24 protein-coding genes are annotated in these 26,649 nt (G+C 73.8%); 14 read left to right on the forward strand and 10 right to left on the reverse strand.

All coding sequences use genetic code 11. The features are described from left to right. Window positions 1-52: 52 nt before the first annotated feature. The 7 genes from AC0IVP_RS10280 to AC0IVP_RS10310 all read right to left on the reverse strand — a co-directional run bounded on the left by AC0IVP_RS10280 (window position 53) and on the right by AC0IVP_RS10310 (window position 7,089). On the reverse strand, window positions 53-535 hold the full coding sequence (locus AC0IVP_RS10280; RefSeq protein WP_471756389.1) for a MarR family winged helix-turn-helix transcriptional regulator: 483 nt from the start codon (window positions 533-535) through the stop codon (window positions 53-55). 156 nt (window positions 536-691) lie between these two features. Continuing rightward, window positions 692-1,243 carry a MarR family winged helix-turn-helix transcriptional regulator gene (locus AC0IVP_RS10285; protein ID WP_471756391.1) on the reverse strand — a complete coding sequence of 184 codons (552 nt, stop codon included), beginning with the start codon at window positions 1,241-1,243 and terminating at the stop codon, window positions 692-694. Window positions 1,244-1,299: 56 nt separating this feature from the next. Next, the gene (locus AC0IVP_RS10290) at window positions 1,300-1,731 is read right to left on the reverse strand and encodes a heat shock protein transcriptional repressor HspR (RefSeq protein ID WP_471756393.1); all 432 of its coding nucleotides are present in this window, start codon (window positions 1,729-1,731) and stop codon (window positions 1,300-1,302) included. A gap of 34 nt (window positions 1,732-1,765) precedes the next feature. After that, on the reverse strand, window positions 1,766-2,995 hold the full coding sequence (locus AC0IVP_RS10295; protein ID WP_471756395.1) for a DnaJ C-terminal domain-containing protein: 1,230 nt from the start codon (window positions 2,993-2,995) through the stop codon (window positions 1,766-1,768). 121 nt (window positions 2,996-3,116) lie between these two features. Continuing rightward, window positions 3,117-3,914 carry a nucleotide exchange factor GrpE gene (gene grpE / locus AC0IVP_RS10300; protein ID WP_056300421.1) on the reverse strand — a complete coding sequence of 266 codons (798 nt, stop codon included), beginning with the start codon at window positions 3,912-3,914 and terminating at the stop codon, window positions 3,117-3,119. Continuing rightward, on the reverse strand, window positions 3,911-5,782 hold the full coding sequence (dnaK, locus tag AC0IVP_RS10305; protein ID WP_056300424.1) for a molecular chaperone DnaK: 1,872 nt from the start codon (window positions 5,780-5,782) through the stop codon (window positions 3,911-3,913). Before dnaK ends, grpE begins: the two co-directional genes overlap by 4 nt. Before the next feature lie 209 nt (window positions 5,783-5,991). Then, window positions 5,992-7,089: a GGDEF domain-containing protein gene (locus tag AC0IVP_RS10310; protein WP_471756397.1), complete on the reverse strand. Its 1,098-nt coding sequence runs from the start codon at window positions 7,087-7,089 to the stop codon at window positions 5,992-5,994. Between the two features lie 233 nt (window positions 7,090-7,322). Here AC0IVP_RS10310 and AC0IVP_RS10315 point away from each other — a divergent pair, with 233 nt between their 5' ends. The 10 genes from AC0IVP_RS10315 (at window position 7,323) to AC0IVP_RS10360 (ending at window position 20,214) form a co-directional block, all read left to right on the forward strand. After that, window positions 7,323-9,677: a (Fe-S)-binding protein gene (locus tag AC0IVP_RS10315; protein WP_056300438.1), complete on the forward strand. Its 2,355-nt coding sequence runs from the start codon at window positions 7,323-7,325 to the stop codon at window positions 9,675-9,677. Between the two features lie 78 nt (window positions 9,678-9,755). Beyond that, window positions 9,756-10,316, forward strand: coding sequence for a hypothetical protein (locus tag AC0IVP_RS10320; RefSeq protein WP_471756399.1), 561 nt, complete (start codon window positions 9,756-9,758; stop codon window positions 10,314-10,316). A 77-nt stretch (window positions 10,317-10,393) separates the two neighbouring features. After that, entirely contained in the window at window positions 10,394-11,353 is a 960-nt protein-coding gene (locus AC0IVP_RS10325) for a DUF389 domain-containing protein (protein ID WP_471756401.1), read from the forward strand. A 41-nt stretch (window positions 11,354-11,394) separates the two neighbouring features. Beyond that, a complete protein-coding gene (locus AC0IVP_RS10330; protein ID WP_471756403.1) occupies window positions 11,395-12,573 on the forward strand; it encodes an ROK family protein in 1,179 nt (392 codons plus the stop codon). Between the two features lie 172 nt (window positions 12,574-12,745). Continuing rightward, window positions 12,746-14,287 (forward strand): sugar ABC transporter ATP-binding protein, encoded by a 1,542-nt coding sequence (locus AC0IVP_RS10335; RefSeq protein ID WP_471756405.1) that lies wholly within the window; start codon window positions 12,746-12,748, stop codon window positions 14,285-14,287. After that, window positions 14,284-15,414 carry an ABC transporter permease gene (locus tag AC0IVP_RS10340; RefSeq protein ID WP_056300447.1) on the forward strand — a complete coding sequence of 377 codons (1,131 nt, stop codon included), beginning with the start codon at window positions 14,284-14,286 and terminating at the stop codon, window positions 15,412-15,414. The genes AC0IVP_RS10335 and AC0IVP_RS10340 overlap by 4 nt, the downstream gene beginning before the upstream one ends. A gap of 132 nt (window positions 15,415-15,546) precedes the next feature. Continuing rightward, window positions 15,547-16,593 carry a substrate-binding domain-containing protein gene (locus tag AC0IVP_RS10345; protein WP_056300452.1) on the forward strand — a complete coding sequence of 349 codons (1,047 nt, stop codon included), beginning with the start codon at window positions 15,547-15,549 and terminating at the stop codon, window positions 16,591-16,593. A gap of 63 nt (window positions 16,594-16,656) precedes the next feature. Beyond that, window positions 16,657-17,826 carry a Gfo/Idh/MocA family protein gene (locus AC0IVP_RS10350; RefSeq protein WP_471756407.1) on the forward strand — a complete coding sequence of 390 codons (1,170 nt, stop codon included), beginning with the start codon at window positions 16,657-16,659 and terminating at the stop codon, window positions 17,824-17,826. Window positions 17,827-17,852: 26 nt separating this feature from the next. Beyond that, window positions 17,853-18,857: a sugar phosphate isomerase/epimerase family protein gene (locus AC0IVP_RS10355; protein ID WP_056300458.1), complete on the forward strand. Its 1,005-nt coding sequence runs from the start codon at window positions 17,853-17,855 to the stop codon at window positions 18,855-18,857. A gap of 55 nt (window positions 18,858-18,912) precedes the next feature. Next, a complete protein-coding gene (locus AC0IVP_RS10360; RefSeq protein WP_471756409.1) occupies window positions 18,913-20,214 on the forward strand; it encodes a CynX/NimT family MFS transporter in 1,302 nt (433 codons plus the stop codon). 45 nt (window positions 20,215-20,259) lie between these two features. Here AC0IVP_RS10360 and dcd read toward each other — a convergent pair whose 3' ends face one another. Then, window positions 20,260-20,847 (reverse strand): dCTP deaminase, encoded by a 588-nt coding sequence (dcd, locus tag AC0IVP_RS10365; protein WP_056300465.1) that lies wholly within the window; start codon window positions 20,845-20,847, stop codon window positions 20,260-20,262. An 89-nt stretch (window positions 20,848-20,936) separates the two neighbouring features. Here dcd and AC0IVP_RS10370 point away from each other — a divergent pair, with 89 nt between their 5' ends. The 4 genes from AC0IVP_RS10370 (at window position 20,937) to AC0IVP_RS10385 (ending at window position 24,175) form a co-directional block, all read left to right on the forward strand. Then, on the forward strand, window positions 20,937-21,515 hold the full coding sequence (locus AC0IVP_RS10370) for a PAS domain-containing protein (RefSeq protein ID WP_471756412.1): 579 nt from the start codon (window positions 20,937-20,939) through the stop codon (window positions 21,513-21,515). Between the two features lies 1 nt (window position 21,516). Further along, window positions 21,517-22,473, forward strand: coding sequence for a methyl-accepting chemotaxis protein (locus AC0IVP_RS10375; RefSeq protein WP_056300470.1), 957 nt, complete (start codon window positions 21,517-21,519; stop codon window positions 22,471-22,473). A gap of 70 nt (window positions 22,474-22,543) precedes the next feature. Continuing rightward, entirely contained in the window at window positions 22,544-23,731 is a 1,188-nt protein-coding gene (locus AC0IVP_RS10380) for a protein kinase family protein (RefSeq protein WP_471756414.1), read from the forward strand. Between the two features lie 87 nt (window positions 23,732-23,818). Next, window positions 23,819-24,175, forward strand: a complete 357-nt coding sequence (locus AC0IVP_RS10385; RefSeq protein ID WP_471756416.1) for a hypothetical protein — start codon at window positions 23,819-23,821, stop codon at window positions 24,173-24,175. A 119-nt stretch (window positions 24,176-24,294) separates the two neighbouring features. On the opposite strand, the gene AC0IVP_RS10390 is transcribed toward AC0IVP_RS10385, so the two are convergent. After that, window positions 24,295-24,957 carry a response regulator transcription factor gene (locus AC0IVP_RS10390; protein WP_056300479.1) on the reverse strand — a complete coding sequence of 221 codons (663 nt, stop codon included), beginning with the start codon at window positions 24,955-24,957 and terminating at the stop codon, window positions 24,295-24,297. Then, window positions 24,954-26,447, reverse strand: coding sequence for a sensor histidine kinase (locus AC0IVP_RS10395; protein WP_235564993.1), 1,494 nt, complete (start codon window positions 26,445-26,447; stop codon window positions 24,954-24,956). Before AC0IVP_RS10395 ends, AC0IVP_RS10390 begins: the two co-directional genes overlap by 4 nt. Window positions 26,448-26,649 lie beyond the last annotated feature (202 nt).

The raw sequence follows: 26,649 nt of genomic DNA on the forward strand, positions 1-26,649 counted from the left end.
CGGGTGGTGCGGAGGGGTGGGGGCTGGGCGCGCCGGGCGGGCCGGCGCCCGGTCAGCCGGGTGCGGTGGCAGCCCGGTCGGTGGCGGCCCTGTCGGTGGCGGCGAGGTCGGTGGTGAGCCGCTCCAGCAGGCGGGTGAGCTGCGCGGCCTCCTCCTCGGTCCAGTCGGCGAGGGCGGCCTGGGCCCACTGGCCGCGCACGCTGCGGGTGCGTTGCAGGGCGGCGGTGCCCTCGGCGGACAACGAGATGAGGCTGGCCCGGCCGTCCTGCGGGTCGGGCCGACGGTGGACGTACCCCGAGCGCTCCAGGGCCGCCACCTGCCGGCTCGCGACGGACACGTCGACACCGAGGCTGCAGGCCAGCGTGCTGAGCCGCTGCTCCCCCGAGATCTCCAGCGGCGCCATCACGGCCCAGCCGAAGGAGGGCAGGTCTCCGTAGAGCTCGTGGGCGGCGCGGTGCGAGAGCTGCCGGCCCACGCGCAGCAGCTGGCCCATGCCGGCGGTCAGCCGGTCGGTGGTGTCCTGCGTGATGCCCACGGGGTGCCTCCTGCGTTGCTTGTAGACCTCAACCATCTTCTGTCAGTTGGTTGTTGTCTGCAACTGCACCCGCTGTGAACCCCGGCACCCCACGACGACAGCAGGCCCGGCCGAGTCGGCCGGGCCTGCTGTCGTACTGGCTGGTGCGGTGCCGGGTCAGCCCTCGGGCTGGGCGGACTGCTGCGAGGCCTGGGCCTCACGGGCCTCCCCGAGCCGGTTCAACCGGCCCAGCAGCTCGGCCATGGTGGCCACGTCCCGGGTCTGCCAGTCGGCGAGGTCGGTCTCCCAGCGGGAGCGGCGGGCGTCCCGGATCTCGGACAGCCGGCGGTGGCCCTCCTCGGAGGTCGACAGCACCTGCGCCCGGCCGTCGTCGGGGTCCGCGGCCCGGTCCACCAGGCCCAGGTCGACCAGCGAGGCCACCTGCCGGCTCACCGTGGACTTGTCCAGTCCCAGCCGGGTGACGACGTCGCTGGCGCGCAGCGGGCCGGCGTCGTCGAGCAGCACCAGCAGGCCGTAGGCGGCGCCGTCGAGCCCGCGGTGCAGCTCGCTGGCCAGCCGGCCGTGGATGGCCCGCGCCCGGCGCAGCAGCAGCGCCACCTCGCGCTCGAGCATCACGTAGGCGGCGTGCGCGTCCAGCTCGTCGCCGGGCCGGGACCCGGCGGGGTCGCGGTCGACGGTCGTCCCGGCGGCGGTCTGCTGTGCGCTCACGTTGTCCTCCACGTCTGCGACCTGCGGTGGGTTCCCGACAGCGCCCGTGCCGGTGGTCACCGGGCGCCCCGCGGTGGCCGCGGCCGCCAGACGACGAGGGCCGAACCGGGCACCGGGTGGGAGAGGTCGGGCCGGAACCCGGCCGCCACCGCGGACTCCGCGGCCATCGCCCGACGCTGTGCGCCGTCGAGCTCGGCGAGCAGCTCGTGCACCCGCTCCTGGAGCGCCTCGACCTGGGACTCCAGCTCGATGATCCGCTTGATGCCGGCCAGGTTGACACCGTCCTCCTGGCTCAGCCGCTGGACCTCGCGCAGCAGGGCGACGTCCCGGGGGCTGTAGCGGCGTCCGCCCCCGGCGGTGCGACCCGGGCGGACGAGGCCCAGCCGGTCGTACTGGCGCAGTGTCTGGGCGTGCATGCCGGCCAGCTCGGCGGCGACGGAGATGACGAAGACCGGGGCGTCCTCGGCCACCGACCGGGGTTCGCTCACCGGACCGCCCTCCCCCGACGGGTCACCGGCCCCCTCACGAGGGGCTCCCGCCGCGGACCGCGGTCGTCACCCGCGGCCGGGGGTCCTCGACGAGCTCGGCACCCAGCTTCTCCACGGCCTCGCGGGCGCCGGGGGTCAGCGTCGTGGGCACCGCGACGGTCACCGTCACCAGCAGGTCACCCGCCTTCGCCTTGCCCTGCACGCCCCGGCCGCGGACCCGGAAGGTCCGGCCGCTCGCCGTGCCCGGCGGCACCCGCAGGGACACGTTGGCGTCCAGCGTCGGCACCGTCAGGGTCGTGCCCAACGTCGCCTCGGCGAAGGTGATGGGCACCTCGAGGGTGAGGTCGTCCCCGCTGCGCCCGAACAGCTCGCTGCCCGAGACGTGCACGACGACGAAGAGGTCGCCGGCCGGTCCACCGCGGCGGCCCGGAGCACCCTTGCCGACCAGCCGGATCCGCTGGCCGTCCTTGACCCCCGGCGGGATCCGGACGGTGATGGTCCGGGTCTGGTCGGTGATCCCGCTGCCCTTGCAGGTGGGGCAGGGGTCCTCGACGACCGAGCCGCTGCCGCGGCACTCCCGGCAGGGCTCGGAGAAGGCGAACGCGCCCTGGCTGCGGCTGGTCACCCCGGCGCCGTGGCAGACCGGGCAGGTGTGCGGGCTGGTGCCGGGCTTGGCACCACTGCCGTGGCAGGTCGCACAGGAACCCGGGCTCTGCATGCGCAGCGGGACGGTGACCCCGAGGACGGCCTCGTCGAAGGCGAGCGTCGCCTCGGTCTCCACGTCCTGGCCGCGGGCCGGGCCCGAGGCGGCTTGGCTGCGGCTGCGGGCTCCTCCGCCACCTCCGCCGGCGTTGCCGAACAGGCCACCGAACAGGTCGCCGATGCCGCCGGCACCGCCGGCTCCACCGGCCCGGCCGGCGCCCTGGTTGAACAGGTCGCCGAGGTCGAAGGGCTGGTTCCCACCGGCCGCGCCGGGGAAGCCGCCCGGGAAGCCCCCGCCGCCGCCACCGGGACGGAAGCCCCCGGAGCCGAACAGCCGGCGGGCCTCGTCGTACTCGCCGCGGCGCTTGGGGTCCGACAGCACGTCGTAGGCCTCGGACACGTCCTTGAACCGGGCCTCGGCCGCGGCGTTGCCCGGGTTCTTGTCCGGGTGCAGGTCGCGGGCGAGCGCGCGGTAGGCCTTCTTGATGGCGGCGGCGTCGGCGTCCTTCGCGACGCCCAGCGCGGCGTAGTAGTCCTTCTCGATGAAGTCCCGGGTGCTCATCGGGCGCCCCCTCCCTGCTCGGTCCGAGTGTCGGTGCTGGTGCCGGTGCTGCTGCCCGCGGGCGCGCACCGACGGGTGCGGCCGGGGCGACGTGGCGTCGCCCCGGCCGTCGACCCGTGGGTCAGCTCGCGGGCTGGTCGCCGTCCGCGGCCTGCTCGGACGGCTGGGCCACCGGCGCCGGGTTCTCCGGGTCGGTCACCCCCACCATCGCGGTGCGCAGCACACGCTCGCCGCGCCGGAAGCCCGGGCGCAGCACTGTGGTGGCGGTCGGGACCGTCACCTCGGCCGACGAGTCGTGCAGCACGGCCTCGTGCAGCGCCGGGTCGAACGGGTCGCCCGGCGCACCGAAGGTGGTGACGCCGAGACCGTCCAGCAGGCCCAGCACGCGGTCGGCGACGACCTTGAAGGCCCCCGTCAGGTCCCCGTGCTCCCGGGCCCGCTCGATGTCGTCGACGACCGGGATCAGCTGACCGGCGAACCGCTCGGCCGCCTGGTCGACGACCAGGGCGCGGTCGCGGTCGACCCGCCGCCGGTAGTTGGCGTACTCGGCGCTGACCCGCTGCAGGTCCTCCGTGCGCTCGGCCAGCTGCCGGGCGTCCTCGGTCTGCGGCTCGGCCGACGTCCCCGACTGCTCGGTGGACGCCGCCGACTGCTCGGTGGGCACCTCGGTGGCGACCGCGTCGGGCTGGTCGACCTCGGGTCCGGTCTGCTCGCTCATCTGCTCCCCTGGGGTGGCCGTCGGTGCGTGCTGGGGGGTGTCCGACCCGGGGGCCTGGGCACCGGGTCCGGCGGTGCCGGCCGGCACGTCCGCGGGGGACGCGCCGGCCGGCTGCCGGGCCTGGCCGCTGGTCGGGTCGATCCTGCGCCTGTCACGGATGACGACGCGCGGGGTCTCCTCGTCCTGCGGTCGGTCGCTCACTTCTTGTCGGTGTCCTCGTCCACGATCTCGGCGTCGACGACGTCGTCGTCGTTGCCCGGGGTCGCGCCCGCAGACCCGGCGGCACCCGCGGCGCCGGGCTGGCCCTCGGCACCGGCGGCGTTCTCGGCCTGCTGGGCGTAGAGGGCACCGCCGACCTCCTGGGAGATCCGGGCGACGTTCTCCTGGGCGGTCTTGATCGCCGCGGTGTCCGAGCCACCGAGGGCGGAGCGCAGGTCGGTCAGCGCCGCACCGAGCTCCTCCTTCTTGTCCTCGGGGATCTTGTCGCCGTTCTCCGCCAGGAACTTCTCGGTCTGGTACTGGAGGGACTCGGCCAGGTTGCGGGTCTCGGCCTCGTCGCGGCGCTTCTTGTCCTCCTCGGCGTGGGCCTCGGCGTCGGCCATCATCCGGGCGATGTCGTCCTTGGGCAGCGCCGAGCCGCCGGTGATCGTCATCGACTGCTCCTTGCCCGTGCCCAGGTCCTTGGCGTGGACGTGCACGATGCCGTTGGCGTCGATGTCGAAGGCGACCTCGACCTGCGGGACACCGCGGGGGGCCGGGGGCAGGCCGGTCAGCTCGAACATGCCGAGCTTCTTGTTGTAGGCGGCCATCTCGCGCTCGCCCTGGAAGACCTGGATCTGCACCGAGGGCTGGTTGTCGTCGGCGGTCGTGAAGATCTCCGAGCGCTTGGTCGGGATCGTGGTGTTCCGCTCGATGAGCTTGGTCATGATCCCGCCCTTGGTCTCGATGCCCAGGGACAGCGGGGTGACGTCGAGCAGCAGCACGTCCTTGACCTCGCCGCGGAGCACACCGGCCTGCAGCGCGGCACCCACGGCGACGACCTCGTCGGGGTTGACGCCCTTGTTGGGCTCCTTGCCACCGGTCAGCTCACGGACCAGGTCGGAGACGGCGGGCATCCGGGTGGAGCCACCGACGAGCACGACGTGGTCGATCTGGCCGACGGTGATGCCGGCGTCGCGCACGGCCTGGTTGAACGGGGCCTTGGCCCGGTCCAGCAGGTCCTGGGTCAGCCGCTGGAACTCCGCGCGGGTGAGCGTCACGTCCAGGTGCAGCGGGCCGTCGGCGCCAGCGGTGATGTAGGGCAGGTTGACGTTGGTCGACTGGGCGCCCGACAGCTCGATCTTGGCCTTCTCGGCGGCCTCGCGGAGGCGCTGCATGGCCAGCTTGTCCTTGGACAGGTCGATGCCGTTGCTGGCGTTGAAGGTCTTGACCAGGTGGTCCATGACCTTCTGGTCCCAGTCGTCGCCGCCGAGGCGGTTGTCACCGGCGGTGGCCTTGACCTCGATGACGCCGTCACCGATCTCCAGCAGGCTGACGTCGAACGTGCCGCCACCGAGGTCGAAGACCAGGATGGTCTGCTCGGTCTCGCCCTTGTCCAGGCCGTAGGCCAGCGCGGCGGCGGTGGGCTCGTTGACGATGCGCAGGACGTTGAGGCCCGCGATCTCACCGGCCTCCTTGGTGGCCTGGCGCTGGGCGTCCTCGAAGTAGGCCGGCACCGTGATGACGGCGTCGGTGACGGGCTCGCCCAGGTAGGTCTCGGCGTCGCGCTTGAGCTTCTGCAGCACGCGGGCGCTGATCTCCTGCGGCGTGTAGTTCTTGCCGTCGATCGCGTCGGTCTTCCACGTCGTGCCCATCTCGCGCTTGACGCTGCGGATGGTGCGGTCGACGTTGGTGACGGCCTGGTTCTTGGCCGACTGCCCGGTCAGGACCTCGCCGTTCTTGGCGAAGGCGACGACCGAGGGGGTCGTCCGCGAGCCCTCGGAGTTGGCGATGACCGTGGGCTCGCCACCCTCGAGGACGGCGACGACGGAGTTGGTGGTGCCGAGGTCGATGCCGACTGCACGTGACATGGAGGAAGAGGCCTTTCCGTTCGGGACTGCGGGGTTCGTGCGGGTCCGGTGGTCTCGCGGTGCCCGGGCCGGCGGTGGTTCACGCATGCCTTGCGCCGGGGCCGCTCAACTTTCCTGCCCACCCTAACGGCAGACCCCCCGCGGGTGTTCCCGGCGGTCACCCCGGCGGGCGGGGTGTGCGCCGGGGACCCCGGGGCCGGACCGGGCGCTCAGCGCCCGGTGGGCAGCCCGTCGAGGTCCTCGGAACCGGGACGGGGCCGCGGCATCCGGCTGACCACCAGGTCCCGGCCGCCCTCCTTGGCCACGTAGAGCAGCCGGTCGGCCCGCACCAGCACGGCGTCCACGGAGTCGGCGTCGGTGACCACGCTCACGCCGAAGCTGGCCGTCATGGCCAGCCCGCCCGGGAACTCGTGCTCGGAGATGTCGCGACGCAACCGCTGGGCGACGGCCTCCCCGGCCGCCAGGTCGGCACGGGGCACGACGACCAGGAACTCCTCGCCGCCCCACCGGCCGAAGACCGCGTCGGTGCGCAGCGAGCGCCGGACGACGTCGCCGACGCCCTGCAGGACCAGGTCCCCGACGTCGTGGCCGTACCGGTCGTTGACCGCCTTGAAGCGGTCCAGGTCGAACAGGACGACGGCCGTCGAGCCACCCTCCCGGCGGTCCTGCACGGCCCCGCGCAGGGCGTCGATGAGGCTGCGGCGGTTGGGCAGCCCGGTCAGCTCGTCGGTGTGCGCGAGGGTGTGCAGCCGCGCGGCCTCGGCACGGCTGAGCGCCAGCGCCTCCTTGCTGCGGGCCATCAGGAAGGCCAGCATCGCCAGCACCGCGACGTAGCCCAGCGCGGCGACGAGCTCGGCCGCGTACCCCCGACTGCCGGGCTGGGCGGGCAAGAAGCGGACCAGTCCGATGACCATCGCCGCCGCCGGCGCCAGCAGCGAGGCCACCAGAGCCCACCGGGTGTCGAACCACAGGTGGGCCAGCACGACGAGCAGGCAGAGGTTGGCGAAGACCCCGGGGAACAACGAGGCCCAGGCGGCGTCGTCACTGGGCGCCTCGGCCAGCTGCACGCCCATCGTGGTCAGCCAGACCCCGGCCACCGTGACGTAGCCGCCGACCTCGACGTAGCGGATCCGGCGCGGGGCCCACACCAGCACGGCGACGGCGGAGAGCAGGAAGAGCGCCAGCAGGGGGAAGGAGACCCGGCGCTCGACGTCCGAGGAGCCCCCGGAGGCGATCTGCCAGGCACAGCCGGCCAGACCCACGACGGCGATGGCGAGGTAGACCCGGCGACGCACCTCCCCGCGCACGTCGTCGCCTCCCCTGCCGGCCCCGGCCGGGCTGGGGGATCAGCACGGGCGTGAGCGGTCGCGACAGGTTGGCACGCCCGGGAGCGCAGGGCAAAGCGCCCCCGGTTCCCGCGGACACCCCGAGCAGACCCCTGGGAGCCCGGTTACTCGCCAGTAGCATGTCGGTGCGCTCGGCTAGTGTCCGCGCCAGTTCCCGGGGTCGTCGTCGACCGCCCGGGGGGAGAGGGAGTCTCGTGGGCCCGTTGCAGATCGTCCTGGGCACGCTCGCTGTGCTGCTGCTCGTCGTCGCCGTGGTGCTGGCGACCCAGGCGGTGCGGAAGATGCTCGCCGTCATCAAGACCGGGCAGGCCGACGGCACCCGGTTCGGGCCCGTCGTCCCCCGGCTCAAGAACCTGGCCGTGGAGTCCCTGGGGCACACCCGGATGCTCAAGTGGTCGACCATCGGCGCCGCGCACTGGTTCGTGATGGTGGGCTTCTACGGCCTGTTCCTCACCCTGGTCGAGGCCTTCGGCGAGGTCTTCTCCCCCACCTTCCACCTGCCGCTGATCGGCAACTGGGGCGTCTGGAACCTCTTCGTCGACGTCATCGGCCTGGGCACGGTCATCGGCATCCTGGTGCTGATCGTCATCCGACAGAAGGACCACCCCCGCCGCACCGGCCGCAACGGGCGCTTCACCGGCTCCAACGAGGGCCGCGGCTACTTCGTCGAGGCCGTCGTGCTGGTCATCGGCCTGTGCATCCTGTCCATCCGGGCCGCCAAGATCGCCTCGGGCATCGACGACGCCCCCGGCTGGTCGCACCCGGTCAGCTCGGCGCTGTCCAACCTCTTCCCCGACAGCCCCGACCTGGTCAGTGTCATCGCCTTCGTCAAGATCGTCGTCAGCCTGGTCTGGCTGATCGTGATCGCCCGCAACCTGACGATGGGCGTGGCCTGGCACCGGTTCAGCGCCTTCTTCAACATCTACTTCAAGCGCGAGGACGACGGCTCCGTCGCGCTGGGCCCGCTGCAGCCGATGACCTCCGGCGGCGTGCCGATCGACTTCGAGGACCCCGACGAGGACGCGACCTTCGGCCGCGGCAAGATCGAGGACTTCACCTGGAAGGGGATGCTGGACTTCACCACTTGCACCGAGTGCGGGCGGTGCCAGAGCCAGTGCCCGGCCTGGAACACCGGCAAGCCGCTGTCCCCGAAGATGGTCGTGATGGACCTGCGGGACCACCTCTACGCCAAGGCGCCCTACCTGGTCGGCGCCCGCACCGTCGGTGACGGCAAGGGCGACAGCGACGGCGGCGAGTCCACGATGACGCCGGAGGCGCCCTCGGAGGAGCAGACCTGGTACTCCGGGTTCGCCCGCATCCAGGGCACCAACGACGCGCAGGCCGAGCGGCCGCTGGTCGGGACGCTCGAGGAGGGCGGGGTCATCGACCCCGACGTGCTGTGGAGCTGCACCAGCTGCGGCGCCTGCGTCGAGCAGTGCCCGGTCGACATCGAGCACGTCGACCACATCATGGACATGCGCCGCTACATGACCCTGATCGAGTCCAGCTTCCCCTCCGAGGCCGGCGTGATGCTGCGCAACCTGGAGAACCGCGGCAACCCGTGGGGCGTCAGCCCGTCCACCCGGGACGAGTGGATGAAGGACATGGACTTCGAGGTCCGCCAGGTCGAGGGGGCCATCGACGACGACGTCGAGTACCTGTTCTGGGTGGGCTGCGCCGGGGCCATCGACGACCGGGCCAAGAAGGTCACCAAGGCCGTCGCCGAGCTGCTGCACACCGCCGGCGTGGAGTTCGCCGTGCTGGGTTCGGGGGAGACCTGCACCGGTGACCCGGCCCGCCGGATGGGCAACGAGTTCGTCTTCCAGCAGCTGGCCGCGGAGAACGTCGAGACGCTGAACACCGTCTTCGAGGGCCGGGAGACCGGCCGCCGCAAGATCGTGGCCACCTGCCCGCACTGCTTCAACTCGATCAACCGCGAGTACCCCCAGCTGGGCGGGGACTACGACGTCGTGCACCACACCCAGCTGCTGGGGCAGCTCGTGGAGGAGGGCCGGCTGGTGCCGGTCACCCCGATCGACCGCAAGGTGACCTACCACGACCCGTGCTTCCTGGGTCGGCACAACAAGGTCTACACGCCGCCGCGGGAGATCCTGGACAGCGTCCAGGGCCTGCGCACCCAGGAGATGCACCGCTGCAAGGACCGCGGGTTCTGCTGCGGCGCCGGCGGTGCGCGGATGTGGATGGAGGAGAAGATCGGGACGCGGATCAACATGAACCGCACCGAGGAGGCCCTCGAGCTCGAGCCCGACGTCATCTCCACCGCCTGCCCGTTCTGCATCACGATGCTCAGCGACGCGGTGAACACCAAGAAGGAGAAGGGCGAGGCGGCCGAGCACGTCGAGGTCCTCGACGTCAGCCAGATCCTGCTGCGCGCGATGGCGCCGGTGGGTGCCGCCGCGGCGGGCACCCAGTCCGGACCCACGCCGGGTTCCGAGGGCCCGACCGACCGCGGCACGGCGCCCCAGGGCACCGAGCACGGGGAGACCCAGCAGGGCCAGTCCGGTCCGGGTGCGGCCCCGGCCGAGTAGCCCACCGCACGTCGGCAGAGCCCCGGGGACCACGGTCCCCGGGGCTCTGCTGCGTCCGGAGGAGGGGACACTGGGCCGGTGAGCTTCATCTTCGGCGGGGTGCGCGGGCGCGAGGACCCCGAGCTCGCCGCGGGCAACCGTCGCTCGGCGCTGCACTACGCCCGCGACGTCAACGACGAGCGGGTGCTCGCCGACGACCGGCCGACCATCCGCCGCGGCAACCACTGGGTCTGGCTCGCGGTCGCCGTCGTGGTGCTCGGCGTCCTCGGCTTCGCCGGCTCACGGGGCGCGGACGCCGTCCCGCTGACCGCGGACTGCGACACCCCCGCGATCGGGGTGCAGTCCAGCCAGGTCACCGCGGGGCAGACGCTGCGGTACCGGCTCACCGGCCCGGACGACGCCGCCTACGTGGTCACCGTCGACGGCACCCCCGTCCGCGGCGACGCCGGCTCCACGGTCAGCTACACCCAGACCCCGGCCGGCCCGGCGCTGGAGCTGCAGCAGTGCCTGTCCCCCGACCTGGCCATCGCCGCCCCGGCCGGTGACGGGCCGCACGAGATCGCGATGCTGCGGCTGGCCGGGGACGGCAGCACCACCACGGTCGCCACCACCACGGTCCAGGTCACCGGCACCCCGTAGCCCCGCCCGGCGGTGCACCCGGTCGAGCACCCGCCCGGCGGACCGACCCCCGTGCCGCGACCTGGTACTGATCACCCGTGCTGCTCCACCTGAGGATCACCGTCCCGACCGACCGGACCGACGAGGTCCTGACGCTGCTGTCCGACCACGTGGGCGTCACCCACCTGGTGCACCTGCCGGGGGTGGTGCGCCGCCCCTCCGGCGACCTGGTGATGTGCGACGTGGCCCGGGAGTCCGTGGACCACCTGGTCGACGAGCTGCAGCGGCACGGGGTGGAGCGCGAGGGCGGCATCGCCATCGAGAGCGTGGACACCTCGTTGTCGGCGGCCACCGAGCAGTCGGTCCGGGACGCCCCCGGGGACGGCGCGGACGCGGTGGTCTGGGACCAGGTGGTCGCCACCGCCGACGAGGAGTCCCGGCTGACCCTCACGTTCTGCGCGTTCCTGACGATCGCGACGCTGCTCGCGGCGATGGCGATCGTCACCGACTCGGCGGTGCTGCTCATCGGCGGCATGGTCATGGGCCCGGAGTTCAGCCCGCTGGCCGGCATCGCGCTGGGCCTGGTGCACGGCCACCGCGGGATCATCCGGCACTCCCTCAAGGCACTGGGGATCGGCTTCGCCGTCGCCACGCTGCTGACGATCGTCTTCTGCCTGGCACTGCGGGGACTGGGCTGGGCCGACGTGGGCGACCTGCTCGCCGAGCGCCCGGCCACCGGGTTCATCACCCGGCCCGACCGGTGGTCCTTCCCGGTCGCGTTCATCGCCGGGGTGGCCGGGATGCTGGCGCTGACCAGCTCCAAGTCGGCCAGCCTGGTCGGCGTCTTCATCTCGGTGACGACGGTGCCCGCGGCCGCAGCCTTCGCCCTGGGCGTGGCGTTCGGGGACGGGGCGGACTCGGCACGGTCGGTGCTCCAGCTCGGGATCAACGTCGCCGGGATCCTGCTCGCGGCGGTGCTGACGCTGCTGGTGCTCAAGGCGTTCTGGCGGCGCGTGCCGCGGGCCGTGCCGCGCCGGCTCCTCGACACCCCCCGGTGACCCGACGGCCGGGCGGACCCGGTCGTGCCACCATGTCGCCCGTGGTCCAGGTCCCGGCTCAGGTGTCGGCCACCCCGGGTGCCCTGCTGCACCACGTCCGGACCGGCCGGGCCAAGAGCCGCGCGGAGCTCGTGGCGCTGACCGGCGCCTCGCGGAACACGATCAGCAACCGGGTGGACCAGCTGATCGCGGCGAACCTGCTGGCCGAGGGTGGGCGGGGCTGGAGCACCGGCGGGCGACCGCCGACGCTGCTGCAGTTCAACGCCGAGGCCGGCTGCGTGCTCGCCGTCGACCTGGGGGTCACCAGCGTCGACGTCGCCGTCACCGACCTGTCGGCCCGGGTGCTGGCCACCGCGGGGCACCCGATCGACATCTCGGCGGGCCCGGCCGCGGTGCTGGCCGAGGCCGAGCGGCTGGCCCGCGAGGTGCTCACCGAGGCCGGGCTGCGCGACGAGGACGTCCGCTCGGTGGGGGTCGGCGTCCCCGGGCCGGTGGAGTTCTCGACCGGGCGGCCCTCGCACCCGCCGATCATGCCTGGCTGGCACGACCACCCGATCCCGGACGCATTCGGCCGTTGGGCCGCGCCGGTCTTCGTGGACAACGACGTGAACGTGATGGCACTGGGCGAGATGGGCGTCGGCGGGTCGGTGCAGGACGTGCTGGTCGTCAAGGTCGGCACCGGGGTGGGCTGCGGGATCATCGTCGAGGGCCGGGTCTACCGGGGGGCTCAGGGCAGCGCCGGGGACATCGGGCACATCCACGTCCCGGCCGCCGACGGGCGCAGCGTGCTGTGCCGCTGCGGGAACACCAACTGCCTGGAGGCGCTCGCCAGCGGGGCGTCGCTGCTGCGCGACGCGCTGGCGGCGGGACTGCCGGTGACCACCACCCGGGACGTCGTCGAGCTGGCCGCCCACGGGGACGGCGCGGCACTGGAGCTGGTGCGGGACGCCGGCCGGACCATCGGCACCGTGCTGGCCTCGCTGGTCAACTTCTTCAACCCGCACCGCATCGTGGTCACCGGCGGGGTGGCCCGGGCGGGCCTGCCGCTGCTGTCGGGCATCCGGGAGTCGGTCTACGCCCGGGCGATGCCGCTGGCCGCCCGCACGCTGGACATCTCGGTGAGCGACGCCCCGGACCTGTCGGGCCGCGTGGGCGCCGCGCTGATGGCCATCGAGGGCTACCTCGACGAGGACTCCGTCCGCGAGGCCATCACCTCCTAGGCGCCGTGCGGCCTCTCACGCACCACCGTGCACATCGGTGTCTGTTGCGTTTCGGTAACGACGCCGAGCGACCTTGACCACACCTCTGACAACCCCATAGGTTGACGCCGCAACGCACTAATGCTCAGTGGTGAGCATAAGTCAGGAGGGCGGCGATGTGGCCGGGACCGACGTGAGCGGTCCCCTGCTGGAGATGCAGGGGATCGTCAAGACCTTCCCCGGGGTGCGGGCCCTGGGCGGCGTGGACCTCGACGTCCGGGCCGGGGAGGTGCACTGCCTGCTGGGCCAGAACGGGGCCGGCAAGTCCACCCTGATCAAGGTCCTGGCCGGCGCGCACCAGCCCGACGAGGGCGTGATCCGCTGGCGCGGCGAGCAGGTCCGGCTCAGCGACCCGCAGGCCGCGATGAGCCTGGGCATCGCCACCATCTACCAGGAGCTCGACCTCGTCGCCGGCCTCTCGGTCGCCGACAACGTCTTCCTGGGCCGGGAGCGCTCCCGCTTCGGCCTCAGCCGCCCGGCTGCCGACCAGCGCGCAACCGCCGAGCTCATGGCCCGGCTGGGCCACCCGGAGATCCGGCCCGGCACCGAGGTCGGCGCCCTGTCGGCGGCCAGCCAGCAGATGGTCAGCATCGCCCGGGCGCTCAGCCAGGACGCCCGGCTGATCGTCATGGACGAGCCCTCCGCGGTGCTGGACAACGAGGAGGTCGAGCGGCTCTTCGACGTCGTCCGCGACCTCACCGCCCACGGCGTGGCCGTCGTGTACATCTCCCACCGGCTGGAGGAGATCCGCCAGGTCGGCGACCGGATCACCGTCATCAAGGACGGCCGCACCGTCGCGACCGGCCTGCCCGCCCGGGAGACCCCGACCCGCGAGGTCATCTCGCTGATGACCGGCCGCACCATCGAGTACGTCTTCCCCCAGCGCACCGAACGGCCGGCCGCGAGCGCCGCCCCGGTGCTCGAGGTGACCGGGCTCAGCGTCCCGGGCCGGTTCTCCGACGTCTCCTTCACGGTCGCTCCCGGGGAGATCCTGGGCCTGGCCGGGCTCGTCGGCTCCGGCCGGTCCGAGGTGCTCGAAGCCGTCTACGGGGCCCGCCGGCCCAGCACCGGTGAGGTCCGCGTCGACGGCCGCAAGCTGCGCGCCGGCGACGTCGCCGCCGCGGTCGGCGCCGGCGTGGGCCTGGCCCCCGAGGAGCGCAAGAGCCAGGCGCTGCTGCTGGGCGACCCCATCTACCGCAACATCACCCTGTCCAGCCTGGCCCGCTTCTCCCGGGCCGGCTTCCTGTCCGTGCGGGCCGAGAAGGCCGCGGCCATCGAGCAGACCGAGGCACTGGACCTGCGCCCGGTCGACGTGGACCGCGAGGTCCGCACCCTGTCCGGCGGCAACCAGCAGAAGGTCGTGCTGGCCCGCTGGCTGCTGCGGGACTGCCGGGTGCTGCTGCTGGACGAGCCCACCCGCGGGGTCGACGTGGGGGCCCGGTCGGAGATCTACGCGCTGGTCCGCGCCCTGGCCGACCGCGGGGTGGCCGTGGTCGTGGTCAGCAGCGAGATCCCCGAGGTCCTGGGCCTCGCCGACCGGGTCCTCGTGTTGGCCGACGGCCGCGTCATGGCCGACGAGCCGGCCACCGCACTGGACGAACACCGGGTCCTGGACCTGGTGATGCAGGGCCTCCCCAGCGGGGCCACCCACACCACCGAGGGGCACGTGGCATGACCGAGCAGACCTCCACCACCACCGCGGCCGGCGCGAGCCCGGCCTCCGACCGGCCCGGGCCGCCCCCGAGCACCCGGGGCAGCTCCGGCGGGGGCTTCCTGTCGGGCTCGGTCGGGCGCAACATGGGCCTCGTCGTCGCGTTCGCCCTGCTCTGCATCGTCGGGATCGTCACCGCCGGCGACCGGTTCGCCAGCACCGACAACGTGGTGACCATCCTGCGGCTGGCCGCCGTCGTCGGCGTCGTCAGCATCGGCATGACCTTCGTGATCATCGGCGGCGGCATCGACCTGTCCGTCGGCGCGCTGGTCGCGCTGTCCTCGGTCTGGGCCACCACCCTGGCCACCCAGGCGATGGCCGCCGACACGCACTGGATCGTCATGGTCGGGACGGCGGTGCTGGTCGGCGCGGTGGCCGGCCTGGTCAACGGGGTGGTGATCGCCTACGGGAAGCTCGTGGCCTTCATCGCCACCCTGGCCATGCTCGCCGCCGCCCGCGGCCTGGCCGAGATCATCGCCAACCGGCGCACCCAGACCGTCCGGGACGAGTCGTTCCTGTCCTTCTTCGGCGCCTCGCCGCTGGGCATCCCGATGCTGGTGTGGATCTTCGCGGTGGTCGCCGTCGCCGGGTGGGTGCTGCTCAACCGCACCACCTTCGGGCGCCGCACGTTCGCCGTCGGCGGCAACGCCGAGGCCGCCCGGCTGGCCGGCATCCGGGTGCAGCGGCACACCGTGGCCCTGTACGTCCTGTCCGGGGTCACCTGCGGCATCGCCGCGGTGATGCTGATGGCGCGCACCACGACCGGCAGCTCCACGCACGGCACGCTGCTGGAGCTGGACGCGATCGCCGCCGTCGTCATCGGCGGGACGCTCCTGGTCGGTGGCCGCGGCACGATCGTCGGCACCGTCCTGGGCGTGCTGATCTTCACCACGCTGAGCAACGTCTTCACGCTGAACAACCTGTCCAGCTCCTCGCAGGCGGTCGCCAAGGGCGTGATCATCGTCGCCGCCGTCCTGCTGCAGCAGCGGGTCGCCGCGGGCCGCCGGCAGAAGCGGTCCGGCAAGGCCCTGCCGCCGACCGCCGCCGAGGGGGCCCCGGCCGGCGCGAGCCCCGGCGTCCCCGCCCCCTGACCAGCACGGCCCCCTGACCAGCACCGTCCCCTGAGCACCGCCTCCTGACCAGCTCCCCCAGCTCGTCCCGCACCACCCACCACCCCGATCGACCGGCACCGCGCCGTTCGGCGACCCCGCGAGGAGAACCCCATGTCTGCAACGAGGCAGCGCCGCCTGCTGACCACCGCCGTCGCCCTGGTCGGCGCCGGCGCCCTGGTCGCCGGCTGCACCGGCAACACCCCCGAGGCCAGCAGCTCCGGCGGCGGCGGGAACAACGCCGCCAGCTCCAACGACGACACCGGTGACACCGTCACCATCGGCTTCTCCGCGCCGGCCGCCGACCACGGCTGGATGGCCCAGATCACCGAGGCCGCCCGCGCCGAGGCCGAGGGCTACGACGACGTCGAGCTGATCGTCGCCGAGGGCACCAACGACGTGTCCGCCCAGATCAGCCAGGTCGAGACCTTCATCAACGACGGCGTCGACGCGATCGTGCTGCTGCCCTTCGACGGCGCCGCGATGACCCCGATCGCGCTGGAGGCCATGCAGGCCGGCATCCCGGTCATCAACGTCGACCGCGAGTTCGACGACCCGGACGCCGCCCGCGTCACGATCCTGGGCGACAACTACGGCATGGGCGTCTCGGCCGGGCAGTACGTCTGCTCCCAGCTGGAGGACACCCCCGACGCCGTCGTCGCCGAGGTCGCCGGCATCGACTCGCTGCCGCTGACCCAGGAGCGCAGCCAGGGCTTCTCCGACGCCCTCGCCGACTGCGGCCTGGACGTCGACAACCGGGTCGCCGCGGAGTTCACCGTGGAGTCCGGCGAGGAGGTCACGGCGAACCTGCTGCAGGCCGCCCCGCAGATCGACGCCCTGTGGAACCACGACGACGACCAGGGCATCGGCGTCCTGGCCGCCATCGACAACGCCGGCCGTGACGAGTTCTTCATGGTCGGTGGTGCCGGGTCGGCCAACGCGATGCGCGACATCCAGGCCGGCGACTCGGTCCTGCAGGCCACCGTCATCTACCCGGCCAGCCAGGCCGCGGACGGCGTCCGGCTGGCCCGGCTCGTCGCCCAGGGCAAGGCCCTCTCGGACCTGATCGACGTCGAGGTGCCCCGCCAGATCACCCTGTCGGCCCCCGTCGTCACCGCGGACAACGTCGACCAGTACATCGACAGCGCGTTCGAGTCCTGAGCCGCCGCCGGGGTGCGCGGGTCTCCCCCGCGCACCCCGGCACCCCCTGAGGAGAGGACCGAGATGAGCACCCCCCTGCGTGTCGCGATGGTCGGCCACGCCTTCATGGGCGCCGCCCACTCGCAGGCCTGGCGCACCGCCCCCCGTTTCTTCGACCTGCCGCTGCGCCCGGAGATGTCCCTGCTGGTCGGCCGGGACGCCGAGCGCACCGCGGCCGCCGCCGACCGCCTCGGCTGGGCGGCCACCAGCACCGACTGGCAGGCCGCCGTGCAGAGCCCCGACGTCGACCTGGTCGACGTCTGCACCCCCGGCGACACCCACGCCGAGATCGCGATCGCGGCGCTGGAGGCCGGCAAGCACGTGCTGTGCGAGAAGCCGCTGGCCAACTCCGTGGCCGAGGCCGAGGCGATGACCGCGGCCGCCGGGCGCGCCGCCGAGCGCGGCGTGTCGGCGATGGTCGGCTTCACCTACCGGCGGGTCCCGGCCGTCGCACTGGCCCGCCAGCTGGTGGCCGAGGGCCGGATCGGCGAGGTCCGGCACGTCCGGGCCGCCTACCTGCAGGACTGGATCGCCGACCCGGCCGCCCCGATGTCCTGGCGGCTGGAGGCCGACAAGGCCGGTTCCGGCGCGCTGGGCGACATCGGCGCGCACGTGGTCGACCTGACCCAGCACATCACCGGCGAGGTCGTCACCGGCGTCAGCGCCGCGCTGGAGACCTTCGTCAAGGAGCGCCCGCTGGCAGCTGCCGGCGGGTCGCTGGCCGGCACGGCCGGCGAGGGCACCGGCACGGTCACCGTGGACGACGCCGCGGTCTTCCTGGCCCGGTTCTCCGGCGGCGGGCTGGCCACCTTCGAGGCCACCCGCTTCGCCCTGGGCCGCAAGAACGCCATCCGGATCGAGGTCAACGGCTCCCTGGGCAGCCTGGCCTTCGACTTCGAGGACATGAACGTCCTGGAGTTCTTCGACGGCGCCGAGCCCGACACGACCGCCGGCTTCCGGCGGATCCTGGTCACCGAGCCCGGCCACCCCCACGTCGGCGCCTGGTGGCCGGCCGGGCACGGTCTGGGTTACGAGCACGCCTTCACCCACCAGGTGGTCGACCTGGTCGGCGCGCTGGCCGCGGGCGAGCAGCCCACGCCGTCCTTCGCCGACGGGTTGGCCGTGCAGCGGGTGCTGGACGCCGTCCAGCGCAGCGCCGCCGACCGGTCCACCTGGACCCCCGTCCCCCTCTAGACAGCCCTGTAGAGAGCGAGAGCCCGATGCCCCGCCCCGTCACCCTGTTCACCGGCCAGTGGGCCGACCTGCCCTTCGAGGAGGTGTGCCGACTGGCCTCCGGGTGGGGTTACGACGGCCTGGAGATCGCCTGCTGGGGCGACCACCTCGACGTCGTCCGCGCCACCGAGGACGACGCCTACCTGCAGGCCAAGAAGGACCTGCTGGAGCAGCACGGCCTGTCGGTCTTCGCGATCAGCAACCACCTCAACGGCCAGGCCGTCTGCGACGACCCGATCGACGAGCGGCACGCCGACATGGTCGACCCGCGGGTCTGGGGTGACGGCGACCCCGAGGGCGTCCGCCGCCGGGCCGCCGAGGAGATGAAGGCGACCGCGCACGCCGCGCGGGCGCTGGGCGTGTCCACCGTCGTCGGCTTCACCGGGTCCTCCATCTGGAAGACCGTGGCGATGTTCCCGCCGGTGCCCGCGTCGATGATCGACGCCGGATACCAGGACTTCGCCGACCGGTGGAACCCCGTGCTGGACGAGTTCGACGCCGCCGGCGTCCGGTTCGCCCACGAGGTGCACCCCTCGGAGATCGCCTACGACTACTGGACGACGGTCCGGGCGCTGGAGGCCATCGGGCACCGGGAGGCCTTCGGGCTGAACTGGGACCCCAGCCACTTCGTGTGGCAGGACCTGGACCCGGTCGGGTTCCTCTGGGACTTCAAGGACCGGATCTACCACGTGGACTGCAAGGACGCGAAGAAGCAGGTCGGCAACGGCCGCAACGGCCGGATGGGCTCGCACCTGCCCTGGGCCGACCCGCGGCGCGGCTGGGACTTCGTCTCCACCGGGCACGGCGACGTCCCGTGGGAGGCGTGCTTCCGGATGCTGAACACGATCGGCTACGACGGCCCGATCTCCGTCGAGTGGGAGGACGCCGGGATGGACCGCCTGGTCGGCGCCCCCGAGGCACTGGCGTTCGTCCGCAACCTGGCGTTCGACCCGCCCTCGGCGGCGTTCGACGCGGCGTTCAGCCGCAGCTGACCCTCCTGCCGGGCCCCTCCGGGCCGGGTGGACCATGCACCCTGTGAGCAAGACCGTGAGCACGACTCAGGACTCCGCACCAGCCCCCGCCGGGGCCCCCCGTCGGGGGCTGGTGCTCGTCGCGGTGGCGATCGTGCTCACCGGCTTCAACCTGCGGACGGCGGTCAACGGCGTCGGCCCGGTGCTGCAGGAGATCGAGCGCGGCCTGGGCATCTCCTCCGGCGCCGCCGGGCTGATCACCACGATGCCGCTGCTGTGCTTCGCGCTCATCGGCTTCGCCGGGCCCCCGCTGGCCGCCCGGTTCCGGGACGGCCACGTGCTGGCCGCCGCGCTGCTGGTGATGGCGCTGGGCGTCATCGGCCGGGCCGCGGCACCGTCGTTCTGGCTCTTCCTGCTGGGCACGGTGGCCACGATGGTCGGCGGCGCGCTGGGCAACGTGCTGCTGCCGGGCATCGTCAAGCACTGGTTCCCGCACCGCACCGGGCTGCTGGTGGGCGCCTACAGCACGACCATGGCCATCGGCGGCGCCGTCGCCAGCGTCTCGACCGCCCCGATCGCGGCGGCCGTGGGCACCGACGGCTGGCGCTGGGCACTGGGGGTCTGGGCGGTCTTCGCGCTGCTGGCGGTGGCGCCGTGGCTGCTGGTGCCGCGCCGGTCGGCCGGGACGGGCACGCCGCGGTCCGCCGTCCGGCTGCGGGTGCTGGTGCGCAGCTCGCTGGCCTGGCAGATGGCCGTGTTCTTCGGCCTGCAGGCGATGCAGGCCTACGTGATCGTCGGCTGGACGGCGCAGTACCTGCGCGACGAGGGCATGTCCGCCGCGGCGGCCGGGGTGCTGGTCGGGGTCAACGCGCTGATCGTCATCCCGCTCAACGCGCTGGTGCCCTCGGGAGCGGTCCGGCAGTCCTGGCAGCGGCCCATGCTGGTCGGCTTCATGGCCTGCTACCTGGTGGGCTGGACCGGGCTGCTGCTGGCGCCGCTGACCCTCACCTGGCTGTGGATGTCGATGCTCGGCATCGGCATGGGCACGTTCGCGATGGTGCTGTCGCTGATCGGCCTGCGCGCCCGGACGCCGGAGACGGTGAACGCGCTGTCGACCGTCGTGCAGGGCTGGGGCTACTCGATCGCCGCCGTGGGCCCGCTGCTGGTCGGCCTGCTGCGCGGTCTCACCGGCGGCTACACCGGCATGTTCGTGCTGGTCTACGCCGGCGTCGCCGGGCTGTTCGTCACCGGCTGGCTGGTCTGCGCCGACCGGCAGGTGGACGACGAGGTGCCCGGCCTGCGGGTGGGCCCGCCGACCGGGGAGCCCGGGGTGGAGGCCGCCGGCGTCGAGTCCCCGGTGGCCGTGCCGCGCAGCTGACGGAGTGCCACGGCGCGGATCCCGCGCCCCTCCCACTCCGTGCGGTCAGTCGCGGACGTGGGTGTCCGCGACGCTGAAGGAGCGGTACGAGCGGGACGGCGTCGGACCGCGCTGGTCCTGGTAGCGGGAGCCGTAGACCGAGCTGCCGTAGGGGTGCTCGGAGGGGCTGCTGAGCCGGAACAGGCACAGCTGGCCGATCTTCATCCCCGGCCACAGCGTGATCGGCAGGTTCGCCACGTTGGACAGCTCCAGGGTGATGGAGCCGGAGAACCCGGGGTCGACGAAGCCGGCCGTGGAGTGGGTGAGCAGTCCCAGTCGGCCCAGGGAGGACTTGCCCTCCAGGCGGGCGGCCAGGTCGTCGGGCAGCGAGACGACCTCGAGGGTCGAGCCCAGCACGAACTCCCCCGGGTGCAGCACGAACGGCTCGCCCTCGGCCGGCTCCACCAGGGTGGTCAGGTCGTCCTGCTGCCGGGCCGGGTCGATGTGGGTGTACCGGGCGTTGTTGAAGACCCGGAAGAACCTGTCCAGCCGGACGTCGATGCTCGAGGGCTGGATCAACCCGGGGTCGTGGGGCTCGATGCCCACCCGGCCCTCGGCGATCGCGGCGGTGATGTCGCGGTCGGACAGCAGCATGGCGCGGACCCTACAGATCTCGACTCAAGTCCTGGCGCCACGTTCCGACCACGAGGGTTCCAGCACACCAACGGACGGAAGTCTCCCCGATGCCGAGCACTCTCGAGGCACCCCCGACCGAGCGGCGCACGCGGCCCGCCATCCGACCCACCGGGGTGGAGCGGACGTTCTCCGCCGACGAGCTCATCGTCTCCAAGACCGACCGGCGCGGGGTCATCACCTACGCCAACGACGTCTTCCTGCGGGTCGGCGCCTACTCCCTGGACGAGGTGGTCGGGCAGCCGCACAGCCTCATCCGGCACCCGGAGATGCCCCGCGCCGTCTTCGCCCTGCTGTGGGACACCCTCGGCCGCGGCCAGGAGCTCTTCGCCTACATCAACAACCTGGCCGCCGACGGCGCCAACTACTGGGTCCTCGCGCACGTGACGCCCTCCTGGGACGCCTCCGGGCAGGTCGTCGGCTACCACTCCAACCGGCGCCGCCCCTCGCCCCGCGCCCTGCAGCAGATCCGCCCGCTCTACGAGCGCCTGCTCGCCGAGGAGCGACGGCACCCCAACGCCCGCGCCGCGGTCACGGCCTCCTCGGCGCTGTTCATCGAGCTGGTCACCGAACGCGCCGGCAGCTACGAGGACCTGATCTGGTCCGTCATCGGGTCCGAGGAGAACTGACGTGGCACTGCGATCCCGCTCCCACTCGGCCTCCGACGCCGCCGAGCTCGCCGTCTACCGGGCGTTCGTCCGTCGCCTCACCGAGGACTGCGCCGCCGTCGCCCGCGGTGACCTGGAGGCCCGCAGCCTCCCGGTCGAGGGCTCCGACGACGTCCCCGAGCTGCTGGCGCTGCGCGATGCCGCCAACCGGGCCTTCGACGTCTCCGACGCCTTCGTCCGCGAGGCCAGCGCCGCACTGACCTCGGCCGCGGAGGGCCGCTTCCACCGCAAGGTGCTGCTCACCGGGCTCCCAGGGGCCTTCCGGCGCAGCGCCACGGCCATCAACGACGCCCGCGACGCCATGCGCACCACCGCCGGCCGGGTCGAGACGGCGGCCACCGACCGCCTCGCGCTGGCCGACGAGTTCGAGACGGTCGCGCTGGCCACCAGCGAGGGCCTGGCCACCGCCTCCACCGAGCTGTCGGCCACCGCGTCCGGGCTGACCGACGCCGCCCACGCCGCCAGCTCGGAGGTCGTCGCGGCCCGCGAGACGCTGGGCTCGCTCACCCGGTCCTCGGTGGAGATCCAGACCGTCATCGCGCTCATCGACTCCGTCGCCGCCCAGACCCGGTTGCTGGCGCTCAACGCGACCATCGAGGCCGCCCGCGCCGGCGAGGCCGGCCGCGGCTTCGCGGTCGTCGCCAGCGAGGTCAAGGACCTCGCCGACCAGACCGGCCGGGCCACCGAGCAGGTCGCCAAGCAGGTGCAGGGCATCCAGCGCTCCTGCGACGACGTCGCCGCGGTGATGACCGGCGTCGGGGACACCGTCGGTGCGATGACCGCGCTGGTCGACGGGATCGTGGCCGCCGTCGACGGCTCGGCCTCCCTGGGCGGCCCGCGCGACCAGACCGGGCTGTCCCGGATGGCCGAGCGGCTGCAGTCGGAGATGGCCGGCTTCCTGGGCGCGATGCGCAGCTGAGCCGGGGCGGATGAGGCTGCTCTCATCCGCCCCTCACGGGGGCGTCACCGTCGGGCGGGACCGTCCGACGGTGACCACCTCCCTGCTCACCCCGGCCGCCACCCCGGTGCTGGCCGACCGCTGGCCGGACTCGCTGCAGCTGCTGCTCGGCGAGGCCGCCGTCGACCTGTGGTCGGCGGTGCTGGCCCCGACCGGTGCCACGCTGCGCTCGCTGCGGGCCACCTCGGTCACGTTGCGCACCGACGGCGCCGCCACCGTGCAGTACGCCGCCGCCCTGGTCGACGCCGCGGGCCGCCCGGCCCGGGACACCCTGGCCGCCACCACCGGCAGCCGGGTCCCCGAGGGTGCCGCCGTCGTCGAGGGCGGGGGGGACGACGGCCCGGTGCGGGTGGGGCTGTGGCGCTGGCCGCACGACCCGGCGCTGCCCGGCCTGGCCTGGGCCACCTCCGCGGCCGCGGTCCGCCGCCGACTGCCCGCGCTGGGCCTGCCCGCGCAGGACGCCGTGCTGCGGCTGCGCGCCTACCGGCCCGGCCGACGCGCGGTCGTCGAGGTCACCGCACCGGGTGGCCGGTGGTTCCTCAAGGTGCTGCCACCGGCGCAGACCCCGGCGCTGGCGACACGGCACGCACTGCTGGCCGGGGCGGTGCCCGCTCCCCCGGTGCTGGCCACCACCGACGACGGCGTGCTCGTGCTCCCCGCCCTGCCCGGCACCCCGCTGCGCGAGCTGCTCGGCGGGCCGGTGCCGTGGGCCGCCGTCGACCGGGTGCTCGACGACCTGCCCGCCGCGCTGGCCGGACTGCCGCCGGTGCGGACACCGCTGGACCGGGCCGCCGGCCACGCGACCGTGCTGGGCCTGGTGACGCCGCACCTGCGACCCCGGCTGGACCGGCTGGCGCGGACGCTGGCCGACACCGAGGTCGGCGAGCACCCCGTCGTCCCGGTGCACGGGGACCTGTACGAGGCGCAGCTGCTGCTCACCGGGGACGCCGTCACCGGGCTGCTGGACGTCGACGGCGCCGGGGCCGGGCACCGGGTGGACGACTGGGCGAACCTGCTGGGCCACCTGGCCGTCTCCGGCGCGCACGCCGCGTACGCCGAGGTGACCGCCCGGCTGCCGGTGCCCGCCGCGCAGCTGGCCCCCCGCGTGGCCGCGGTCGTGCTGGGCCTGGCCACCGGCCCGTTCCGGGTGCAGCAGGCCGGCTGGCCGCGCCGCACGGAGGCCCGGCTGGCGCTGGCCGAGGCCCTGCTCGCCGGATGAGAGACCGCTCATCGCGCTCTCCCGGTGGGCTCACCCGCCGCGGACACAGTGGTCCCTGACAGCACGAACCGACCGAGGAGGACCACCGTGAACCGCCCCGCCACCTGGAAGACCGTCACCTTCGGCGTCGCCCTCACCGGCCTCGGCATCGCCGGTGCCGGCGTCGCCACCGCCGACGACGACACCACCAGCGCCCCCGCCACCTCGGTGACCGCCGTCGACGGCGACGACACCCCCGGCGACGCGACCCCCGACGCCACGCCCGACACCACGCCCGACACCACGCCCGACAGCACCCCGGACGACGCGACGCCCGACACCGCGACCCCGGACGACGCCACCCCCGACGACGCGACCCCCGACGACGCGACCCCGGACGACGCGACGCCCGACACCGCGACGCCCGACGACACCACCCCGGACGACACCACGCCCGACGACTGACCTCCCCCGGCCCGCCCCGCGGCGCCGAGACCGCAGGACCGCAACGCCGACACGCCGTCCCAGGGCGTGTCGGCGTCGTCGTCCTGCAGGGGTCGACGCGGACGTGGCGCAGGGCGGGGTCAGACCGCCAGGCGGTAGCCCATGCCGCGGACGGTCTCGATCCGGTCGGCGCCCAGCTTCTTGCGCAGGTACCGGACGTAGACGTCCACCACGTTGGAGCCGGGGTCGAAATCGTAGCCCCAGACGTGGGAGAGCAGCTGCTCGCGGGCCAGCACCTGGCCGGGGTGCCGCAGGAAGGTCTCGGTGAGGGCGAACTCCCGGGCGGACAGGTCCACCAGCCGGCCGCCGACGTCGGCCCGGCGGGTGCGCAGGTCCAGTGACAGGTCGCCCGCGGTGAGCACGGTGACCTCCCCGCCGGCCCGGTCCGGGGCCAGCCGCAGCCGCACCCGGGCCAGCAGCTCCTCGAACCGGAAGGGCTTGGGCATGTAGTCGTCGGCGCCGCCCTCGAGGCCGGCGACGGTGTCGGTGACGGAGTCCCGGGCGGTGAGCACGATGACCGGGATGGTGCAGCGCTCGGCGCGCAGGGCCTTGAGGACGGCGAACCCGTCCAGCACCGGCAGCCCGATGTCGAGCACCATCAGGTCGTGCTCGCCGCTGCGGGCGGCGTCCCGGGCGGCCAGCCCGTCACCGACGACGGTGACGCTGAAGCCGTTGGCCTCCAGGCCCTTGCGGACGAAGGAGGCGATCCTCGGCTCGTCCTCGGCGATCAGCACGCGGCTCACGGGTGGCCTCCAGCGGGTTCGGGGACGTCGGCGGTGCGCGAGGAGTCGTCGACGGTGCCGTCGGGCGTGGCGACGTCGGGGGACGGCGGTGCCAGCTGCGCGGGCAACACCAGGGTGAAGGTGGCGCCGCGGCCGGGCACGCTGTCCAGCGCGACCCGGCCGCCGTGCGCGACGGCGATGGCGGTGACGATCGACAGCCCCAGCCCGGCACCGTCGGTGCGGCGCGCCCCGGCCTGGCCGCGGCTGAAGCGCTGGAAGACCCGTTCGCGGTCCTCCTCGGCGACGCCGGGGCCGGTGTCGGCGACCCAGATGCGCAGCTCGTCGCCGGTGAGCCGGCTGCCGATGCCGATCCGGTCGCCGGGCTCGGTGACGTGCACGGCGTTGTCGGCGAGCGCCACCACGGCCTGGGTGACGCGCTGGGGGTCCAGCAGCACGTCGGCGTCGGCGACGGTCTCCAGCACCCACTGCCGGTCGCCGAGCTTGCGGACCTTGTCCACGACGTCCACGGTCAGCGCCCCCACGTCGACGGGCTGCGGGCGGACGAAGGCGGGCTGCTCGGCCCGGGCCAGCAGCAGCAGGTCGGACACGATCCGGTTCATCCGGTCCAGCTCGTCGTCGACGAGGGCCACGGTCTCCCGGACGTCGGCGGCGTCGGCGGGGTCGAGCACCTCGAGGTGGCCGCGGACGATGGTGATCGGGGTGCGCAGCTCGTGCCCGGCGTCGTCGAGGAACCGGCGCTGGGCGGCGACGCCGTTCTCGACCCGGTCGAGCATCGCGTTCACCGAGTGCGCGAGGTCGGCGAGCTCGTCGCCGGGGCCCTCGGGCACCTCGATGCGCCCGGACAGGTCGGTCTCGGTGATGCCCTGTGCGGTGGCGGCGACGTCCCGGACCGGACGCAGGATGCGGCCGGCGACGACCCAGGCGCCGCCGGCGGCGGCCAGCGAGGTGAGACCGCCGACGAGCAGCATCAGCTGGGCGGTCCGGTCGGCGGGCTGCCGTTCCTCGTCGGCGAAGAACGCGGCGACGACGACGCCGGTGCTCGGGTCGCCTGCCAGGCTGACCGGCACCGCGATGTAGAGCACCTCGCCGGCCCCGGAGGCGTAGCTGCCGGTGCGGGTCTCGGTGACCGACCCGACGAGCGCGGTGAACGCGGCGTCCTGGGACAGCAGCACGGGGGCCTCGATGCGGCTCTGGAAGCGGTAGCCGCCGTCGACGTAGCCGAGGAACTTCTCGTTGGGCCGGGCCTGGTTGTAGGTGAGGACGGCCTGCAGGACGTCGGCGACCGAGGCGAAGGGCTGTCCGGTGCTGGGGTCCAGGCCGTTGTCGACCAGCGCCCGGAACTCGGTGATCTCCGCGCGCAGCGAGGACGTCATCCGGTCGTCGGCCTCGCGGACCAGCAGCCGCCAGGTGAGCAGCGTGACCGTGGCCAGGGAGAGCAGGACCAGCAGGAGGACCCAGCCGATGATCCGGGTGCGGGCAGCACGGGGCACCCACCGTCGCCGGCCCCGGCTGCCGCGGTCAGTCCTCACCGTCGTCGTCAACGTCGTCGGTGTCCGCATCGTCCCCGTCGTCGTCAGCGTCGTCGTCGTCCGCGTCGTCGTCCACCGGGGCCGGGGGGACGACGTCGGTCGGCGTGGCCGGGGTCTCCACCGGGGGCGGGGTGGTCGCCGGTGGGGCGGTGGTGGCCGGGGG

This window comes from Klenkia sp. AC732, assembly GCF_979256525.1.

What these genes read in the sequence shown, in the direction of transcription:
- AC0IVP_RS10295 (WP_471756395.1), bottom strand. Translation starts at nt 2,995, where the DNA reads ATGAGCACCCGGGACTTCATCGAGAAGGACTACTACGCCGCGCTGGGC.
- AC0IVP_RS10350 (WP_471756407.1), top strand. Translation starts at nt 16,657, where the DNA reads ATGAGCACCCCCCTGCGTGTCGCGATGGTCGGCCACGCCTTCATGGGC.
- AC0IVP_RS10340 (WP_056300447.1), top strand. Translation starts at nt 14,284, where the DNA reads ATGACCGAGCAGACCTCCACCACCACCGCGGCCGGCGCGAGCCCGGCC.
- AC0IVP_RS10355 (WP_056300458.1), top strand. Translation starts at nt 17,853, where the DNA reads ATGCCCCGCCCCGTCACCCTGTTCACCGGCCAGTGGGCCGACCTGCCC.
- AC0IVP_RS10345 (WP_056300452.1), top strand. Translation starts at nt 15,547, where the DNA reads ATGTCTGCAACGAGGCAGCGCCGCCTGCTGACCACCGCCGTCGCCCTG.
- dnaK (WP_056300424.1), bottom strand. Translation starts at nt 5,782, where the DNA reads ATGTCACGTGCAGTCGGCATCGACCTCGGCACCACCAACTCCGTCGTC.
- dcd (WP_056300465.1), bottom strand. Translation starts at nt 20,847, where the DNA reads ATGCTGCTGTCCGACCGCGACATCACCGCCGCGATCGCCGAGGGCCGG.
- AC0IVP_RS10370 (WP_471756412.1), top strand. Translation starts at nt 20,937, where the DNA reads ATGCCGAGCACTCTCGAGGCACCCCCGACCGAGCGGCGCACGCGGCCC.